At 69.5% G+C, this 16,621-nt stretch carries 15 protein-coding genes, 1 tRNA gene and 3 pseudogenes; 4 read left to right on the forward strand and 15 right to left on the reverse strand.

Annotated features, from left to right (window positions below; all coding sequences use genetic code 11):
* Nucleotides 1–68: 68 nt before the first annotated feature.
* The 4 genes and pseudogenes from ACFZBT_RS22310 to ACFZBT_RS22325 form a co-directional block, all read right to left on the reverse strand.
* The gene (locus tag ACFZBT_RS22310) at nucleotides 69–569 is read right to left on the reverse strand and encodes a hypothetical protein (protein ID WP_391106057.1); all 501 of its coding nucleotides are present in this window, start codon (nucleotides 567–569) and stop codon (nucleotides 69–71) included.
* A gap of 206 nt (nucleotides 570–775) precedes the next feature.
* Nucleotides 776–1,129 (reverse strand): Helicase associated domain protein, encoded by a 354-nt coding sequence (locus ACFZBT_RS22315; RefSeq protein ID WP_391106281.1) that lies wholly within the window; start codon nucleotides 1,127–1,129, stop codon nucleotides 776–778.
* A gap of 180 nt (nucleotides 1,130–1,309) precedes the next feature.
* Nucleotides 1,310–1,531: pseudogene (locus ACFZBT_RS22320) on the reverse strand (hypothetical protein); the annotation flags it as partial.
* A pseudogene (locus tag ACFZBT_RS22325) lies at nucleotides 1,510–3,150 on the reverse strand (DEAD/DEAH box helicase family protein); the annotation flags it as partial. The pseudogenes ACFZBT_RS22320 and ACFZBT_RS22325, both read right to left, overlap by 22 nt.
* Before the next feature lie 176 nt (nucleotides 3,151–3,326).
* Here ACFZBT_RS22325 and ACFZBT_RS22330 point away from each other — a divergent pair.
* Complete coding sequence (locus ACFZBT_RS22330) at nucleotides 3,327–4,361, forward strand: TniQ family protein (RefSeq protein ID WP_391106059.1); 1,035 nt, start codon at nucleotides 3,327–3,329, stop codon at nucleotides 4,359–4,361.
* A 56-nt stretch (nucleotides 4,362–4,417) separates the two neighbouring features.
* Here ACFZBT_RS22330 and ACFZBT_RS22335 read toward each other — a convergent pair.
* Nucleotides 4,418–4,491, reverse strand: a tRNA-Met gene (locus ACFZBT_RS22335).
* 210 nt (nucleotides 4,492–4,701) lie between these two features.
* Between ACFZBT_RS22335 and ACFZBT_RS22340 the strand changes: the two genes are divergently transcribed.
* A complete protein-coding gene (locus tag ACFZBT_RS22340; RefSeq protein ID WP_391106061.1) occupies nucleotides 4,702–5,466 on the forward strand; it encodes a hypothetical protein in 765 nt (254 codons plus the stop codon).
* Nucleotides 5,467–5,546: 80 nt separating this feature from the next.
* Here the strand turns inward: ACFZBT_RS22340 and ACFZBT_RS22345 are convergent, their stop codons facing one another.
* The 7 genes from ACFZBT_RS22345 to ACFZBT_RS22375 form a co-directional block, all read right to left on the reverse strand.
* The gene (locus ACFZBT_RS22345; RefSeq protein ID WP_391106063.1) at nucleotides 5,547–6,122 is read right to left on the reverse strand and encodes a transcriptional regulator; all 576 of its coding nucleotides are present in this window, start codon (nucleotides 6,120–6,122) and stop codon (nucleotides 5,547–5,549) included.
* Entirely contained in the window at nucleotides 6,123–7,673 is a 1,551-nt protein-coding gene (locus tag ACFZBT_RS22350; protein WP_391106065.1) for a helix-turn-helix domain-containing protein, read from the reverse strand.
* Nucleotides 7,670–7,957: a helix-turn-helix domain-containing protein gene (locus tag ACFZBT_RS22355; protein WP_037885115.1), complete on the reverse strand. Its 288-nt coding sequence runs from the start codon at nucleotides 7,955–7,957 to the stop codon at nucleotides 7,670–7,672. Before ACFZBT_RS22355 ends, ACFZBT_RS22350 begins: the two co-directional genes overlap by 4 nt.
* Nucleotides 7,958–8,814: 857 nt before the next feature.
* Nucleotides 8,815–10,284, reverse strand: a complete 1,470-nt coding sequence (locus ACFZBT_RS22360; RefSeq protein WP_391106068.1) for a UvrD-helicase domain-containing protein — start codon at nucleotides 10,282–10,284, stop codon at nucleotides 8,815–8,817.
* Complete coding sequence (locus ACFZBT_RS22365; protein WP_391106070.1) at nucleotides 10,281–10,763, reverse strand: hypothetical protein; 483 nt, start codon at nucleotides 10,761–10,763, stop codon at nucleotides 10,281–10,283. Before ACFZBT_RS22365 ends, ACFZBT_RS22360 begins: the two co-directional genes overlap by 4 nt.
* The gene (locus tag ACFZBT_RS22370; protein WP_391106072.1) at nucleotides 10,760–11,608 is read right to left on the reverse strand and encodes a DUF6083 domain-containing protein; all 849 of its coding nucleotides are present in this window, start codon (nucleotides 11,606–11,608) and stop codon (nucleotides 10,760–10,762) included. Before ACFZBT_RS22370 ends, ACFZBT_RS22365 begins: the two co-directional genes overlap by 4 nt.
* A gap of 169 nt (nucleotides 11,609–11,777) precedes the next feature.
* Complete coding sequence (locus ACFZBT_RS22375; protein WP_003995367.1) at nucleotides 11,778–12,041, reverse strand: helix-turn-helix transcriptional regulator; 264 nt, start codon at nucleotides 12,039–12,041, stop codon at nucleotides 11,778–11,780.
* 190 nt (nucleotides 12,042–12,231) lie between these two features.
* On the opposite strand from ACFZBT_RS22375, the gene ACFZBT_RS22380 reads away from it, so the two are divergent.
* Nucleotides 12,232–13,278, forward strand: a complete 1,047-nt coding sequence (locus ACFZBT_RS22380; protein WP_391106076.1) for a hypothetical protein — start codon at nucleotides 12,232–12,234, stop codon at nucleotides 13,276–13,278.
* A gap of 89 nt (nucleotides 13,279–13,367) precedes the next feature.
* Here the strand turns inward: ACFZBT_RS22380 and ACFZBT_RS22385 are convergent, their stop codons facing one another.
* Nucleotides 13,368–14,468, reverse strand: a complete 1,101-nt coding sequence (locus ACFZBT_RS22385) for a patatin-like phospholipase family protein (RefSeq protein WP_391106078.1) — start codon at nucleotides 14,466–14,468, stop codon at nucleotides 13,368–13,370.
* Complete coding sequence (locus ACFZBT_RS22390; RefSeq protein WP_391106080.1) at nucleotides 14,465–15,151, reverse strand: Mov34/MPN/PAD-1 family protein; 687 nt, start codon at nucleotides 15,149–15,151, stop codon at nucleotides 14,465–14,467. The genes ACFZBT_RS22385 and ACFZBT_RS22390 overlap by 4 nt, the downstream gene beginning before the upstream one ends.
* Before the next feature lie 66 nt (nucleotides 15,152–15,217).
* Between ACFZBT_RS22390 and ACFZBT_RS22395 the strand changes: the two are divergent.
* Nucleotides 15,218–15,451 (forward strand): annotated as a pseudogene (locus ACFZBT_RS22395) (helicase associated domain-containing protein); the annotation flags it as partial.
* Between the two features lie 147 nt (nucleotides 15,452–15,598).
* Here ACFZBT_RS22395 and ACFZBT_RS22400 read toward each other — a convergent pair.
* Nucleotides 15,599–16,444 (reverse strand): hypothetical protein, encoded by an 846-nt coding sequence (locus tag ACFZBT_RS22400; RefSeq protein WP_391106082.1) that lies wholly within the window; start codon nucleotides 16,442–16,444, stop codon nucleotides 15,599–15,601.
* Between the last annotated feature and the right edge of the window lie 177 nt (nucleotides 16,445–16,621).

Below are 16,621 nucleotides of genomic sequence, written 5' to 3' on the forward strand. Positions count from 1 at the left end.
GGGCCGGGTCGGTGGGTGTGGGTCGTGTCCGTGCAACGTTAGGGGATGTCGTGGGGCTGGTGGGGAGGCTAGGCGAACAGGGCTTCTACCAGGACTGCTTGGAGCCTTCCTTCTTTTAGGGCGGTCGTGATTTCGGCTGCGGAGGGGTCTCCGGTGAGGCCGGTGCACAGGACCGCGCAGGGTGCGTTCTGGACCATCTCCCACATCGCGTCGGACAGAACGGTATTGGGGACGCGGAACGTCTGCGTCTCTTCAAGGGTGGGGCCCTCGTAGTAGATGCCCCTGAAGGTGCGGTCCGGGGTGGCGAAGACTGCCTTCCAGTTCTGGTGGGCCTCGGGGATGGTCTCTCCCTGCCAGGTCGGCCAGATAAAGCGGCTTTGATCGAAGTCGGTCTCGGCCAGGTGGGTGGCGGGGCTCACCACGATCACGATCACGCTGGTGCCAAGAGTGACTTCGTTGATGAGTTCGGTCAGGCGGTTGACCTGTACCTGTGAGCTGGGGAGCGTGACATGCGTGAGGCTCATGTGGAAAGCGGGCTGCCGGCCGGGTGAGTGGAGCGGTGTCGTCATGATGCCGGAGTACTCCTGGGTTGAGGTCGTTCGGTTCTTTCGTGCTTTGGGCTGCGGTACGTCTGGTGATGTCAGCCGGGCTCGGGTTCCGGGTCTGTTGGAGGGTGCGGCGGGCGCTGCCGGGAGGATTTGGTGCAGCTGTTCGTGCGGGGGCCCAAGCGGGGGGACGCCCGTTGTCCCGTGCTCTGCCGGTTGGTACGGCGGGTTCAGGGTGTGCGGTGCCGGTGGCGTGAGATCCAGCGCATGTCGAGGGCTTCCAGGGCGTCCAGTTGTTCTCGCAAGAGGGCCTGCGGAAAACGCCGCTTCTCGGCGAGCCACCTTCCCAGGGCGAAGCCGTCTTCGCAGGTGTAGTTGTAGGGAACGTCCAGGTGTTGGTGGCGGCAGCGGTAGGCGTAGGCGGCCTTCAATCCTCGGGCGAAGGCCCGTTGGGAAGAGCCTCGCGGGCGGCGCAGCAGGAGGGCCAGGGGGTGCTCGATGGGGAGGTCGCCCAGGAGGTGGCGCTGGTAGTCCTCGAGCCCGGCGAGGTTGTCGATCTGCTCGGCCAGCCATTGGGTCAGCACGGGGGCGCCGGTGAGTTGGTGTGGGCCGGGGAAGATCAGGGTCTTGTCGCGTGCGGCGGCGTGGGCGCGGGCGTAGGTGCGTTTCCATTCGGCTCTGCCTTTGGTGTTCCACCAGGGGTAGATCTCGTTCAGGGCCCGCTGGTAGCAGTGGGGCAGGCGGCGGGTGTTGGCTTCCTTTCGGCTGTCGGCGAGCCAGCGGCCCAGGTGCAGGCCTTGGTGGTGTTCGCCCCACCGGGGGGCGAGGTGTCCGTGGCGGGTGACGTAGTCGCGGGCGATGAGGAGTTTGCGCTCGATGCTGTGCGGGGGGGGTGCTCCCAGATCATGCCGAGGGTGTCCAGTGCTGCGATGCGTTCGGGCAGGAGCAGGCCGTTCTTGCACATGGAGCGCTGTGCGCCGATCCACCAGCCGAGGTAGAAGCGGCCGTCGTGGAGGTAGCGGCTGGGGACGTCGAGGTGGCCGTTTTGGAGGTGGAAGTCTGTGGCGACCTCGAAGGCGGCCTCCCATACACGGTTGGGGGCCATGACATCGTTCAGGTCGAGAACGGGGATGATCTCGTCGGCGCGTTCCGGGCGCGGGGCGATCTGGGGGGTGGCGGTGGGGTCGCTCGGGTACCGGAAGTGGTCGACGAGGTGGAAGGTGTGCTCGTCGTAGACGTCGAGGTCGATGAGGACCCGGTAGATCAGGTGGAAGGCGGTTTTCTTGACGGCCTCCTCAAGGGTTTCGCCGGGTGCCATGTAGATGGGGATGACGATGGTGGAGACCTTGTTGTCGCCTGGGGTCTGGCGCAGTGCGCGTCCGATGGACTGGATGATGTCGATGCTGCTGGTCTTGGGATGGGCGAAGAGCAGGGAGTCGATGGCGGGGATGTCGACGCCTTCGGCGCAGCAGCGGCAGTTGGTGAGGACGGCCCGGCGGGGCGGCTGCTCTGAGGCAGGGGTGTTGAGGGGCGCGGAGGCGAAGTCGGTGTAATTCTTGTGGCGTTCGAAGGGACTCTGCCGGGAGCTGACGGTGCCGACCTGCAGGGGCGCGTGGTAGGCCGGGGGCATGAGGGCCGCGGTCTCGTGGAGTGTTTCGGCGAAGACGTCCGCCGCGGCGATGCAGGGGTGGAAGGTCAGCGTGCGGCGCAGGTCGTAGCGGTGCTGCGCGACCAGCAGGGCGACTTGAGCGGCTGCGGCACGCAAGGCTTCGCCGGTCCAGGTGTTCGCGGGAAGCCGGTTCAGGAGGCCCCGCAGGTCTTCGTCTCTGATCACGACGCCGGCGATGCGGTAGTCGGCGAGGAGCCCCTCATCGATCGCCTCTCTCAGGGAGATGCGGTAGACGACGGGCCCGTAGATGCTCACGTCGTCCATGGAGGCGATGACAGTGTCCGCGTTGATGCCCTTTTCGCGGGCTTTCTTCTCGTCGAAGGCACGGGGTGTCGCGGTCATGTAGAGACGGTGGCGGGCGGGCAGCTTGTCGTCGTGGTGGATGCGGGCCCAGGGCTTGTCGTAGTCACCGGCGGTGCGGTGGGCTTCGTCGGCGACCACGACGTCCCAGCGGGGCAGATGGAAGTCGCGGTGGGCTTCGACGACCTTGTCCAGGGAGTCGTAGGTGCAGAACACGTTGAGCGGTCCTGGGGTGTCGGCTGCCTGCCAGGCCAGGTCGTCGGCGGTGCCCACCATGGTGAGGACGTCGGCCAGGTACGGGTCTGCCGGGTGGCTTGAGGAACAGACACCGAGGTAGCGGCCGGGACGTCCTTCGCTGTGCCATTTCGCGGCGGTCTGCTCAAGCAGTCGCAGGGAGGGGACTGCCACCAGGGAGGCGCCTTGGGGTGCGGTTTCCTGGACGACGTGCAGGGCCACCAGGGTCTTTCCGGTGCCGGTGGCCATGTAGACGCTGACACGGCGGTAGCCCTCGATGAAGCTGCTGGCGGAGGTGTCGACGGCGATTTGCTGGCCTCCGCGCAGGCGGGTCTTCAGGCGCGAGGCGGTCGTGGGGGCGGGGGCGGTCGTGTCCGGGCGGATGCGTGTCGTCGTGGCCATGGTCCTCCCCCGGGTGACGGTGTGCACAGGCACCTGGTTCACAGGGTGGAAGGAGTGTGCGAGGCCGTGGCTGGGCGTTCGCCTGGGTTCACCTGAACGAGTGTCGGTGTTCTTGACTGCCTGCTGGCGGGCCGGTCACGGTGCTTCTTGGTGACGGCTTCGGCGGAAGGGCAGCGGTGCTGGACGATCCCGGCCTGTACGGGCCGCGCCGACCGCTGCCGCTGCGTGTGCGGCCGGTGCCGGGTGAGTCGACGGGGTCGTTCGTGAACCGGCTCGCGCACGCCAACGGCCTGAGCCTGGCTGCTTTCCTCGACCGCGTCGGGCAGGGCGAGGCATCCGCGTACCCCGAGCGGGTGGAGAAGTACCCGCAGTCCACCGAGATGTACGTGAACGACGCGGGGCTGCGCTATCTGGCTGTCCTTGCTGACCGTGCGGCTGGTCTCCTGCAGCAGGATCTGCCGAGCCTGGGCGCAGAACAGCTGCTGCCCGGCTCAGAGGCGGCGCAGTGGTGGTGGCGCTGGGAGCCTGTGGCGGGGCACCTCGTGCGGTACTGCCCGCTGTGTGCCGATGCCCTGGGGGTCGGCGAGGCGGTGTGGCTGATGTCGCCGGACAGCTGGCAGGTCTGTCTGCGGCACGGTTACTGGTCGGACGACTCCCGCGGCCGCGGTCCGGACTTCGTGCAGCTGGCCGAGCTGCCCGAGACGGTGACGGCGCACCAGGTGCGCCAGCAGCTGGCCGAACGGTGGGGGTCGGCCGGCGAGGAGTTGTTCGCCGATGCCTTCCAGGTGGCGGTGTACTGGTGGACGCGGATGCCGGACACCGTGTGCTGGGTGCGGCGGGCCTGGACGGCTGGGCTGGACGCGCGGGAGATGCGGGCGGCCCCGCTGGTGATCTACCCGGAGGCCGCGGAACTCGCGCACGCCATGCTGGACTTCGAACGCGCGGGGCAGCGGGATACGGCGGACCGGTCCCGATGGCTTGCAGGCGTGGAGCAGTTGATGGCCGAGTGGGGGGTGGACGTGGCTGAAGGGCGTCAGGCGCTGCTGATGTGGCTGGGGCGTCACCGTAGGGGGGTGCCCGCGCCCGGTCCGGCGGGCGGAAACGGGCTGCTGCTTGGGGCGGGGCACAGCCGGATCGCGTCCCGGACCGGTCCGGTGAGCCAACGCTCGTGCCTGACCTGGCAGTTGGGCATGGCGGCCGCGAACATGTAGGCGTCATAAGAGTGGAGGGCTCGCAACCGTACGGTTGTGAGCCCTCCACCTTGCAGTAGCGGGGACAGGATTTGAACCTGCGACCTCTGGGTTATGAGCCCAGCGAGCTACCGAGCTGCTCCACCCCGCGTCGGTGAACACCACCGTACGTCATGGCGGCGGGCGCTGGAGACCATTATGGGCCGGAGTCGAGTGGTTCCGGACCTTTCTGGCCCTCGAGGTCGGCCTGACCTGGCCGTAGCTGCGGCGTCCGGCGCGCTGGCCCCGCTCATCGTCCAGGTCTCGTGGCCCATTTCCCGGTCCGGAGCCTGTTGGTCCGGCAGTGGGATACTGGCTCGCCATGACACTGGCTCACGCCGCCACCAGTCGGCCCGTCGTGGATGTAGACAGCCCCGCCACTTGGCCCGGGCCTCTGGCAGAACTCATCTACAAGATCGCCGACGAAACCGAACCGGACGAGCCGGAGCTGTACGTCGACTTGAAGTTGGAGGACCGGGAGGCGCAGATCCTCGACCTGCTCCGTGATCACCTTCTGCAGGCGCAGCACTGCACCAGGCTGCTCGACCACGAGGCCGATGCGCTTCGTGCCCATGGCCTGCGCCCCCTGGATGTCGCTCTCGTTGATGACCGCCTGAACCAGGCCCATGAGCGGGGCTATCTGACCGCCGCTGAGCGGGAGGTACTGCGCTCCCAGAGCATGGTCGCCCCGGGGAAGCAGAGGATGGGCAATCGAGAGGGTCAGGTCTGCCTGACGCTCTCGGCCGAGGCCACCGCCCACGACATCGACGGGGTGTGGCGGCTGCTGTCCTTCTGGGGTGGCGAGGCGATCTACTGGCAGCACTGCGACGACCCTGACGGCGTTGCTCAGAGACTGCGTTGCCTGGGCCGGCCCGCACTGGTCACCGCCTACGTGGACCTGGCCAGTCCCGGCAGGCACCTCGTCTTCAAATCGGTGGTGCACACCTTCGTCGGCAAGGCCATCGGCTACGCCCCCGCCAACGCCGACGTCCTCTACCGCAACGCGATCCCGCCGCAGCACATCGAGTCCATCGCCTTCCCCGGCGATCCCGCCTACGACCGGCTTCCGGGCCTGCCCACCGTGTGATCGACCGCTGCGATCGCCCCGGTGGGGCGACCACGTCCGTCTCCTGGGCCCCGAGAGGGGACAGCGTCACACGGCGGCTTCTACGCGGCGAAGCCGATGTTTTTGACGTACTCGTACTGGCCCCACTGGGAGCCCAGGTCGGGCAGGACATCGGCGGTCCAGGCGTCGTCCAAGCCCTGGTGGTCGCCGGCCGCCCAGGACGCGACGATCTTGTCCCAGCGGCGCACGTTCATCGTCCTGTGGGCCACCACCCGCTGGAGCTGGCGCGCCACGCCGGACTGGTCGAGGGGGTGGATCTCCACGCGAGTGCCGCGGCCCTCGCGGTTGAGGCGGGCGGTGAGGTGGCGGGCGACGTTGCGGCGCCGCACCGCCCTGTAGGCGGCGTCGATGCGTTCCAGGTTAGCCTTCGAGGGACGGCGGGTGCCCTGCAGCCATGCCTTCAGCGTCCGGTCGCTCACTGTCAGTCCGGCGTCCTTGGCTGCCTGCCAGGCCCTGTCCGACGTCGTCAGGTAGTGCAGGCGTGCCATCAGGCCACGCCTGGCGGTCACCGGGGTGGCGATGTGAGCGGCGAGCCAGTCGAGCTGGCGGGCGACGGCTTCGCTGCCCTTGATCCCGCTCGCGCCGAACTTCCCGAAGTCGATGTTCTTCTCCGGCATCTACTGCATCTCCCCCGTGCTGGCTTCGGCATCGGTTCCAGCGGTGTACGTGTCCTTGACCTTGACCTCGGTAACACCGCGGCCTTCAGGGAAGACACGGCGCCAGTCTCCGATGACGTGGAGTTCGTCGGTTCCCATCGCCCGCACGACGGGCAGTCTTGCGTCGTGGGCCTTGAGCGCCTTCATCCAGAGGTTGGCGAAGGCCTGGGAACGGATGATGTGCATCCAGTCCGGGCGGTAGAGCTCCCGGTTGTAGTTCGACTCCCCCATCGTGGACACGAACTTGGAGTACATCGCCTTCACGTACTCCAGCGTCAGCCCGTCGCCGTCAGCGAGCGCGGTGTCGCGGGCGTCCTTGAGGGCGATCCGGAACTTCTCCAGGAGGTTCTCGGTGGCTCCCGAGGTGTATGACTCGTGGATCTCGGGCGGCTCGCACAGGCGGTGCTTCGGGCCGGACAGGCGCAGCAGCAGGCGCAGGGTCGGTTCGGTGACCCACAGGGGGCCCGGTTCGTCGCGCTGGCCGATCGGGTTGGGCAGCACCGCGTCGTGCTCCCAGGCGGGCGGGGTGATCAGGTGGACTCCGGCGCGGCGCCGGTCGTGGGCGAAGCCCGTGGAGTGTTCCAGCTGGCCGAGCGGGAGGTGGGTCTTGAGTGCGCTCAGATAGGCGCCGTTGATGTCGAGCGCGGTGACCTCGTGCTTCCCGGGCGGCAGTTCGGTCCGCGTCCACTTCGGGCGGGCCTCCCAGATCTGGTCGGCGCCCCTGGAGGTCTGCTTCTTGAGGATATCGGGGATCCAGGGGTGGGCGATCACGTCGTAGCGGGCGCCCTTGCGGGTCTCGTCCAGCAGGCGCATCGCGTCCGGGATCGCCCGCTTCAGCAACACGGCGCTCGCGGCCTCGACGTCGCCGCGGTGTTCGGCGAGCACGGCGTGCACCGCTTCGTGGATCAAGTCGGCCGGCCCGGACGGCTCCTGGAACGCCCGCCCGCGCGGGGCCGTGTCTTTCCCGCTGGCCGGACGGGGGCGGCGGGCCGTACGCGGCACTTGGGCAGATGGCGCGGTGAGCGAGGACTTCGGGGTTTGTGCAGGGTCTGCCTGACAGCCGGAGGGGTCCAGATGCTGAGAGAACCCCGCCACACGCTGTTGGGCCGGACGCCCGCACAGCACACACGGCTCGGGCACGGCGAGCAGCTCCACCTCGTCCTCGTCCTGACCGGGTTCCGTCGACGACGTAGAGGCGACGGCCGCCACAGCAGTGCCTGATGCCACGGACCGCTCCTCAGCCGGCTCCGCCGTGGTGGTTTCGGTCTCGTTAGTGAGCTTGGCGTTCAGCCCGTCCAGCAGATACGCGTACTTGGTGCGGACCTCACCGGCCGGGTCCCGGCCGCTCTCCCATCCGCTGAGGGTGGACGGGCTCACCCCGAGCGCACGGGCCACCTGCGCCTTGGACAGCCGGGCTCGCTCCCGCAGCTCGCGGCGTACCTGGCAGGGCGGGAGTTCGGCCTGCGGGCCGACGGCGTCGAGGAGCGAGTCGATCGCGTCGAAGTCACTCACCGGCTCACCCCCTTCGTCTCGGCCCGGACGGAACGGCGCCGGTCGGCGGGCAGCGCCTCGCATGCTCTGGTCGGACCCGCAAGCAAGTCCAGGGCGCCGATGCCGTAATGCTCGGCCAGGACATCCACGTCGCGCAGGCTCCACGAAACGGCACCCGACTGCCGGCGCGACACCTGCGTCTGCGTCAGCCCCAGCACTGCCGCGACCGACCGCTGCGAGTCACCCGTCACCTGCATCAACGCGGCCACCGTCAGCCGCAGCGACTCTTCCAAGGTCATTCCCACGCCCTCATTGTATCCGAGTCGATGCAAATTCCGCATGAATATAAGTGAATTGCTTTCAGTGATGCACAGAAGCTAGCTTCATCACCCTGCGCGCGCGGGCCCTTGCTACGGGTCTCTCCTCAGGCCTGCGGGTCAGCGATGGGGACGGTCTTGTTCACGCGGAATCCGGCGGGCCGCGCGCCGGGCGTCCCACTTCGCCTGGCGTGCCTCTTCAACCGCCCGGTCGGACAGACACCGCGGGCACACGAGGTCCAGGACACGGCGGCGCAGGGCACGGCGCAGCCGGGGCCCGGGAGGCAGCGACCACCCGCGGCAGTGACGGTGCACCGTACGCGCGCGGGTGCCCAAGAGCGCGGCGACCGCAGAGGCGTTGCGGGTGTAGGCGGCCAGGTGGGAATGCCATCTGCGCCTGGTGGCCGGCCGGGAACCGTGCGGCCAACTCGGCCTGCTCCTCCGGATGGAGGAAGGCATCGTGGCGCTCGCAGCGCGGCGCCTTCCTGTTGTTGCGGGCGATGGCCGGCGAACTGGTGTTCATGGCCTCAGAGCCTGCCCGGGGCCGTCTGTGGACAGCGGGCGGCCTGAATGCCTAGGCAGTTCTCGGCAGACCGCGCAGCCAAAGCCCCCCTCCCGCCCGCCGTCGTCCTGCGCGGGCAGCGCGTCGGGCCTGTCCGCCGTACCGCTCCAGTCGGTGCCCCGGTCGCGGAGGACGCCGCGTACGCCAGGCCCTCCCGCGTTCCGCCAACGGGCGGGAAGGAAAGCGGCTTCCAAGGGGATGTCAGCCCACGGACCAGCTGAGGTCCTGCCGCGCCCGTGCTTCGGTTCGCTCGCACCGACAGCTCCCGTTCTGCCGCAGGGGGTCAGCGTGCCGGCGGATTTCCGTCGGGGTGCTCGTGAATCCAGGAGAGGCCGCCGAGATCGAGGCACAGGCGGGTGCGGGTCACGGCGACATAGGCGAGACGGGCTTCGCTGTCGCTGATCGGTCCGGGGACGGGGCGGCCGGTGTCGTCGTGCTGGTCAGTGTCCTTCGGTGGGGTGAAGTCGTCGGCGATCTTCACGCAGGGCCATTCACGGCCTTTGGCCTTGTGGGCCGTTGACACGGTCACCCCGGCCTGTTGCTCCGGAGTGAGGTGAGCGAGGGCGGCCAGGATGGTGTCAGTGCCATGAGTGTCGACGAGGTCGACCAGCGGCTGCAGGTCACGTCCGGCCGGGTCGTGGGCTGCGTAGTCCTGCAGTTCACCCCAGGAGGGGAACAGCACCAGCTCGGGGTGGGAGGTGCGGCGGCCCTCCTTGAGGTCACGGGCGGCCAGGGCCAGGGCGCGCAGGCTGTCCCCTCCCCCGGCCAGTCCCACCCGGTATCCGGCGGCCAGCAGGTCCATGACGTGGGCCATGGCGCCGACGTTGGTGCGGCACAGCACAGCGTCGGGCCGGGCGAGGTGCCCGAGTTCGGTGGGCACGGCAGGGGTGCCGGACAGGCGGATCGGTGCCTCGGCGATGGCCAGCCAGCGGTTGGCCTCCTGGGCCAGGTGGGGGCCGAAGCGAAAGGACTGCGACAGGACGAGCTGAGTGCCCTCGAAGCCGGTCATGACGTCTTTGGCGCCACGCCACTGGTAGATGGCCTGCGCGGAGTCGCCGACCATCACCAGCTGAGCGTGGCCGCGCTGATCGAGAAAGATCTGCTCGACGACGGGGTTGGTGTCCTGAGCCTCGTCCAGCAGCAGGAAGTCGGCATCGATCTTCGGCTGGCTGAGAGCCCAGATCTTCAGGTAGTGATCGTGGTCGAAGCGCACGGCCCCGTCGTCGGGGTGCTGCAGGTCGGCCCAGGCCTTCTGGGCGAACGGCACGATGTGGGCGGCGAGTTGGGTGTGCAAGTCCTTGTCTTCCAGACCGCGCAGGCGGGGGACGTGATGGCGGGTGATCGTCTCGTCGGCGGTGTGGCAGAAGCCGGCCACGGTGCGCAGCGTGGCGTTGGAGAGGGTCTTTTGTGAGAGGTCGCGGTCGCCGATGCGGATCGCCTTGGTGATGCCGAGGGCCTGCCCGGTCTGCCAGGCCGGGCGTCGGGGGGCGTTCAGGCGGCGGGTGTAGCGGTGGCCGACGACGGCGTAGGCCAGGGCGTGGGCGGTCTTGCACTGCACGGTGCCGGGGAAGCGGGTGCGTGCGTCCTGGGCGATGGCCCGGTTGTAGGCGAGGTAACGGCCGCGGCGTTTGGTGGTGTGGGCGAGCAGGGTCAGGGTGGTGGTCTTGCCGGTACCCGCGCCGGCCTGCAGGGCGAGGTGCTGGCCTGCGTGGAAGGCGTCGGCCGCGGCCGTCTGTTCGTCGGTCGGGTTCATGCGGGGGCTGCTCCGGGGGTGCGGGTCAGGGCGTGGCCGACGGCTGCCAGGAGGTGCGCGGCCGTGGTGCCGGCGAGCAGTTGCTGCACGGCCCGGTCGAGCCGGTCGGCCTCGTCACTGGCGTGCTGGGCCAGTGCGCGGTGCAGGGCCAGCTTCACGAAGAGTTCCGGGCTCTGCCCCGCTTCATGGGCGGCGTGGCGGATCGTGGCGTGGACGGCGGGCGGGAAGGCGAGGTTGAGCAGGACCTGCCCGTCGGCGTCCGGGTAGTGGGTGGTGATCACGTCCACGGGGAGCCGAGTGGCGAGGTGCTGGCGCAGCCGGTGTGCGGCGCGGCCGGGGGTTTTGGCGCGTACGAGGGCCATGAGGCGGGTGGTGTCGTGGTTGGTCGCGAGCGGCAGCACGCGGGCGGCGTCACGGAGCTCAGCCGGGACCAGCGGGCGCGTCAGGAGGATTTCCAGGGCATGGTGCGGCATCATCACTTCTCTTTGCTGCCGGGTGCCGGTGGGTATGGCAGACCGGTACGCAGGTGCTGGGCGTGCAGGAGGGGATCGAAGATCTGCCATCCGGCCAGGGCCAGGTCGGTGGCGCCGTGGGTGGTGGCGTGCGCGGGGCAGCGCTGGATACGCCAGCGCCGTTGTTCGGCATGGGGCAGCTGGCTGAGGTCGTAGACGGCCGTCGTCTGCTCGGGCAGGGCGAGTTGGCCGAGTAGGTGGCCGATAGGCAGCAGTTTCCAGGACCCGGGCAGGGCGTGCGGGGCCAGGACGGGACGGGGGCAGCGGTGTCGGTGGCTCGTCTGGGCTACGCAGCGGATGGCCTCCACGGGGCCGTCGGCGAGGTAGTAGCCCAGCAGCATCCGCACGAGCGGGCGGTCGGGGCCGCCAGGCGCTGCGCTGGTGGGGGCAGCCGTGGGAATGAAGGCGCCGGTGTCGATCAGACGCCGGGTTCGTACGGCGAGTTGGCGGCGCACCGACGTGAGGGACGGGCTGATTCGGCAGATGGGAGTGCGCTGCGGGCAGAGCACGGCGTGCGGAATACGGCACCATGCACTGCCGTCGCCGTGCGGGTGAGCGATGCCGGAGCTCAGGTGCCAGTGGCAGGAGGCAGGAGCGTGGGCGGTGGCCAGTTCGGCGGGATGCAGGGCGATGGGACGCCCGTCGGCACGCGGGTAGAGGTCGATGCGGTTGCCGCACCGGGGGCAGCGGCCGCACTGGCCGGCGCGCAGCAGGCGGCTGGGGCTGGTGGCGGCCACCCGCAGCGGACGGCGCGCCGGGGCGGTGCGAGGGCTGCCGTCCCAGTGGCAGCCGGGGATGGAGTTGGGGCGCATGGCGAGGACCGTGCCAGGTGACACGCCCCGAGGGCGGAGCTGGCGGGCGGGCAGTCCCCCGCGCGGCCCAGCCCTGTCGAACGGCAATGCGAGTCGGCGGGTGTGCGTTCTGTGCGTGCTCGCCGGTTCGGGTGAATTGCACAGCGCGCCAGGCCTGACGCGACCGGAGTCAGGCGCCCTTGGATCCGGGTGGGGTGTGGTCGCCGCAAAGAGAGCCGAGCAGCTCCTCGATGGGGACATCGAAGGCGTGCGCGAGGGCGTGCCAGGTGGTGACGGTACCGGCGGCCCGGCCGTGTTCGAGGTCGATCAGCGTGCGCCGGGCCAGGCCGCTGCGGCCGGCGAGTTCGTCGAAGGTCCACTCGCGCGCGTTCCTCAGCCGCGCCAGCGTCACACGCAGGGCGTCGCGGTCCGGGTCGGGCGGCAAGATCGTCACCCCACCATCCGACGGTGCAGACACCTGCCCTGTCAGTGCGGATTTCTGCACTATCAGTGCAGGTGAGCGCGCCGGACGCCCACTCTGCGCAAGTGCAGGAATCTGCACTACGGTGCGGGCGGCTCCCGCGCACGTCCGGGAGGCCACCGCGCGAGGCCGACGCGGACCGGAACGGAGGAACAACGAGCCGATGCGGCTTGCCAGCACACACGCCGCGGTGCAGCGCATCTGGACGGTGCACCTGCGCCCGCAGACGGGCGGGCCGGCCCTGACCTGTCCCCGCTGCGCACACAGCCCTGTCCTGCCGGCCGCCTCCGCCCGCTCGGCCGCCCTCACCCATCTGGCCCGCCACGCCCGCGCCGACGCGCTGCCCGGCCATCTGCGCACCTGTCAGTGCCGGACGAGAGGCTGCCGCTGGCACGCCCGCCACCGCGGCTGCGCGGGACCCGTCCTGCTCGCCCTGACCTGCGACCGCAGCGGGCGCGCATGGCGGCTGGCCGATGCCTGCGCCGCCTGCGCGGCGGCGATGAGCCACACCGCCGTCGTGCCGCCCACCCTGCTCGCCGCCAGCCACGCCCAGTCGGCCGCCGGCATGGCGCGCCCTGCGCGCACCGCGCCTGTGTTCGGCCCGGCAGAGCAGCAGCGCGTACGCGAAATGCTCACCTACCTCGCCACAGCACTGCCCCGCTTCTCCTCCCCCGCCGCCCGGCTGCTCGCCCTGCAGTGCGCGCTGCGCGCCGACCATCACGGGCAGATCCGCCTGCCCCACGGCTTCCTGCGCGGCATGCGGCTGCACGGCCGCGCGGAGCTCTGGCTCGAACTGGAGCACGCCGGCTGGCTGCACCGCCCCAGCCGCAGATGCTCCCCCGTCCAGGCACAGCTGCTCGACGCCGCCGTCCTCCACCAGGCCCCCGGACGCCCCGCGCGCATCCGCGCCGCCCAATGGGCCCTGCACCCCGCCCCGCTGGCCGCCTCGCCCGGCCTGCCCTCCGCTCTGCGGCTGACCGCGCTCGCCCTGGCCGCCCACAGCTCTTCCGGGGCTGGCGGTGGCGAGCTCGATGACCTCACCCGCCAGTGCGGACAGCCGCCCCAGCAGCTGGAAGACCTCCTCGACCAACTGGTCCGCGCCCGCCTCGTGACCGCCTGGCACCATCATCACGACAGCGGCGAGGTCCGGTGGGAGCTGCCCGCGCACTCTCCGGCCAGCGAGGACATCGCCCGAGAGACCAGGGCGTAAACGGGCATTGCGGCCTGTATGCCAGCCGCAATGCATCCTGCCGCTGTGCGTTCCAAAGGGACATTCCTACTGGTTGCTTCGCTGCCTCCTCACCGATGTGCGGGCCGCAAGTACATCGGCAGGACGGTGCGCATGAGCTGTTCGCCGCGGGTGGTGATGGCCTCGAAGTCGCTGCGGGCCATGGCCGCGAAGTTGGTCGGGTAGGAGGCGACCGCGCTGCGGGGGACGAGGTCGGCGGGCGGTGCGGGCAGCCGGTCGTCCTTCATGCCGAGGTAGGTCAGGGCGAAGCCGTCGATGCGGCCGTTGGCGGCCCACTCGTGCAGGCGGGAGCGGGCGGAGTCCTGGGCCTTGCGGTGGACTGTGGCGAAGGCGCGGTTGAGTCGTCCGAACATGAAGTGCGGTGTCTTCAGGGCGAGTTCGCCCAGGCCGGCGTCGCAGGAAATGATGAAGGGCACGTCGTAGACGTGCTGGGTGTGGTGCGGTGAGCGTCCGGGCTCGAGGACGGACAGGCCGAGGTTGTCGTAGACGCCGCCGTCGGTGAGCAGCACGGTGTGCTGCTGGCTGTGTCCGTCACTGTGCTGGAAGGTGAAGGTGCGTTCCAGGGCCGGCAGGAAGACGGGGTAGGCGGCGGAGGCGGCGACGGCGGTGGCGACGTGGATGGGTTCCGTGATGGTGCCGTAGCGGGAGCAGCCGCTACGGGTGCTGCCGAAGCGGACGGCGTTGGTGGTGGCCAGGTCGGTGGCGGTGAGGACGACGTCGAGGCCGGGGTGGGTGACATCGGCCATGGTGGTGGTGCCGAATGCCTTGTGGGTGAGGACGGCGGCCAGGGCGTCGGTGCGGTTGGCGGAGCGGGCGACGCTGACGCCGCCGTGGCGGGAGAGCGGTCCGCGGGTGCCTGCGCGGGCTGCCGCGGTCAGGTTGCGTACGGCCGCAGAGGGCTTGAACGCCTGGCGTGCGATGTCCAACTGGAGGCCCGAGCGCAGCAGGTCGGTGGTGCGGGTGTCGAAATCGGCAAAGTCTTGCGGGCCGTAGGCCCACAGAGCGGCGAGGAGGGAGCCGCCGGAGATGCCGGAAACGACGCGGATGCGGTCGAGGAGATCGCGGTCATGAAGGGCGCGCAGGCACCCGAGGTGGAACGCGGCCGCGCGGGAGCCGCCGCCGGACAGGGCGAGGCCGATGGTGCGAGTCATGGGCGAGCCTTGCGTGGAAAGGAGACGGGACGGTGGGGGCGGGTGGCGTAGCCGCCGGGCCACCAGGTCAAGGGGCCGAGGCGGGCGGGTGGTTGCGGCGGGGGCGGCTCGGCCGCAGCGGAGGCAGTACGGGTGGCGAGGTGGGCGTAGAGGTGGGGGCCGTCACCGGTCGCGAGCCACTTGTGCCAGACGGGGTCCGGTCCCCCGGCGATCAGGACCAGGGCGCGGGCGGGGGCGTCGCTCAGTGGGAGGGTGAGGCTGGTCATGGCGGCGCGGTCGGTGGCACTGGGCTGCGCGGCGGTGTGCGGGTGGGTGTGCCACATACCCAGGAAGCGGCTGATGTTGCCGGTCGCCTCCCGGCGGGCGGTGAGGTGGCAGCTGACACCGTCCAGGCCGTGCCGGAAGTAGGCCTCCGTCAGCAAGGAATCGGGGGGCGGGCCGGTGGCCTCGTCGACGAAGATCACACCGGTGGCGCCGTCGATGACGCCGAGGAGGGTGCCGCCGGTTTCCACGAGCGGGCCCCTGAGCCGGGTGCCGCGGCGGGCTTCCGCGCGTATCTCGGCCAGTGCGGCGGGGGTGATGCGCACGTCGTAGCCGGTGGCCTCATCCGTGACGACGGTGTCGTTGGGCCAGGTCAGCCAGCGCGGCCCGGCGGGCTGGGCGCTGGCGGGGCCCGCGGGCATGCGGACGATCACTAGGTCCTCAGATCAGCGCATCGTCCGTCTAGTGATCGCTAGCGGATTTGTCACAAGGCACAGCAGGCGTTCCAGCGCGGCCTGGCAGCCCTCGCTCAGTGGGTGGAACGGGAAGGCGCGCACCGGCCTGTACCGCGCGGCCACAGCGAACAGATCATGGTCGACGGGGAGACTGAATCCGTGGTCGTGAAACTGGGCGTATGGGTCTCCAACACCAAGGCCCGGCGCGACAAGCTCAGCACGGAGCAACGGGACGCACTACGGGCATTGGGCGTCGAATGGGCATAAGCGGACAGTCGACCTCGTGCACGCGCTCACTCGTGAGCCGCAGTGGACAGCCCGTGCCCTGGTCGAGAAAGGTCGACGGCCCACACCCTGGAAGGGGTCGTGTGGACCCTGGTGAGCCCGCTATCCCAGGCGGGCGTAACGCGAATTTCAGGGTCTATACGCCCATTGTAGGAGACGTGCAAAGCGTCCCGGCTTTCGAGTCTTCCCCATCACCACGTCTTTCTCGTTCCGGAAGTAGTTGATCACCGGGCTCGAGTGGTGAAAGAACTGGTCTCTCTCTTGGTCTGGTATTCCGTCGGCGACCCATTCGTATCTGATGCCGATCGGGCCAATGTAGGCAGCCATGGCACAGGAGGTGAACCTCGTCATGTCGCGGGATATCCAGGGCACGACCGGACTGATCGACAATCCGCGCCCATAGGATTTGCTGACGGAGTCGGTGGAGATGATCACCATGTGACCATCGGCCATGTCTTCTGCACCGTTCATGAAATCGCGCAGCGACCGCGGGACAGGGAAACGGTCACTGACCATCCGGCACCCGAAGTGCTTGGCATGATACCGAGCCAGGTCCAGTGACTTCTGCCGCCACTCGGATCCGTACAGTGACCCCAGGTCGAGTCCTGGCAAGATCCTCAGCAGGTGCGTCTCGACGTACTGCGCGTAGGTGTCGTAGGCGATATCGAAGGGCTTAGAGGTTTCGTTGTTGCACGGCGCGCACATCGACTTGGGAAACTTGACCACACCATAGCGGTCCCGCTTGAGGCCGCCCTTTCCCCGTATCTCGTGTCGCTGTTCTCCGTCTCCCCAGACCAGGACCTCGCCATCGCCCATCAGGCGTGCCAGGCTGGTTCGTTTGAACTTGTGTTCTCCGGTGGTGGCCGGTCGACTCTCACACCACCAGCACATTACGCTCTCACGGGCCAGGAGGTGTGCGTAAGCTGCCGGATCGGCGAATTCGGCTCCCTCGAAGTCGGGGTTGAAACTCGTCACGTGTGATCTCCGTTCTCGGCGCTCTTCGCCTGTCCGTGCGCCCACCGGCCCGGGCGGCCGTGTGCTGGCCGGGCCCGGCGCGAACCCCGCTCACCACAGCCTTTTTCGACCTGGGCGTCGCCGCCGTGGTCGACTGCTGCTAGTCGTCGCCAGTTCTCTCATAGCCGACGTCCGCCA

This window comes from Streptomyces sp. NPDC008137 (assembly GCF_042957035.1).
GTDB lineage: Bacteria > Actinomycetota > Actinomycetes > Streptomycetales > Streptomycetaceae > Streptomyces.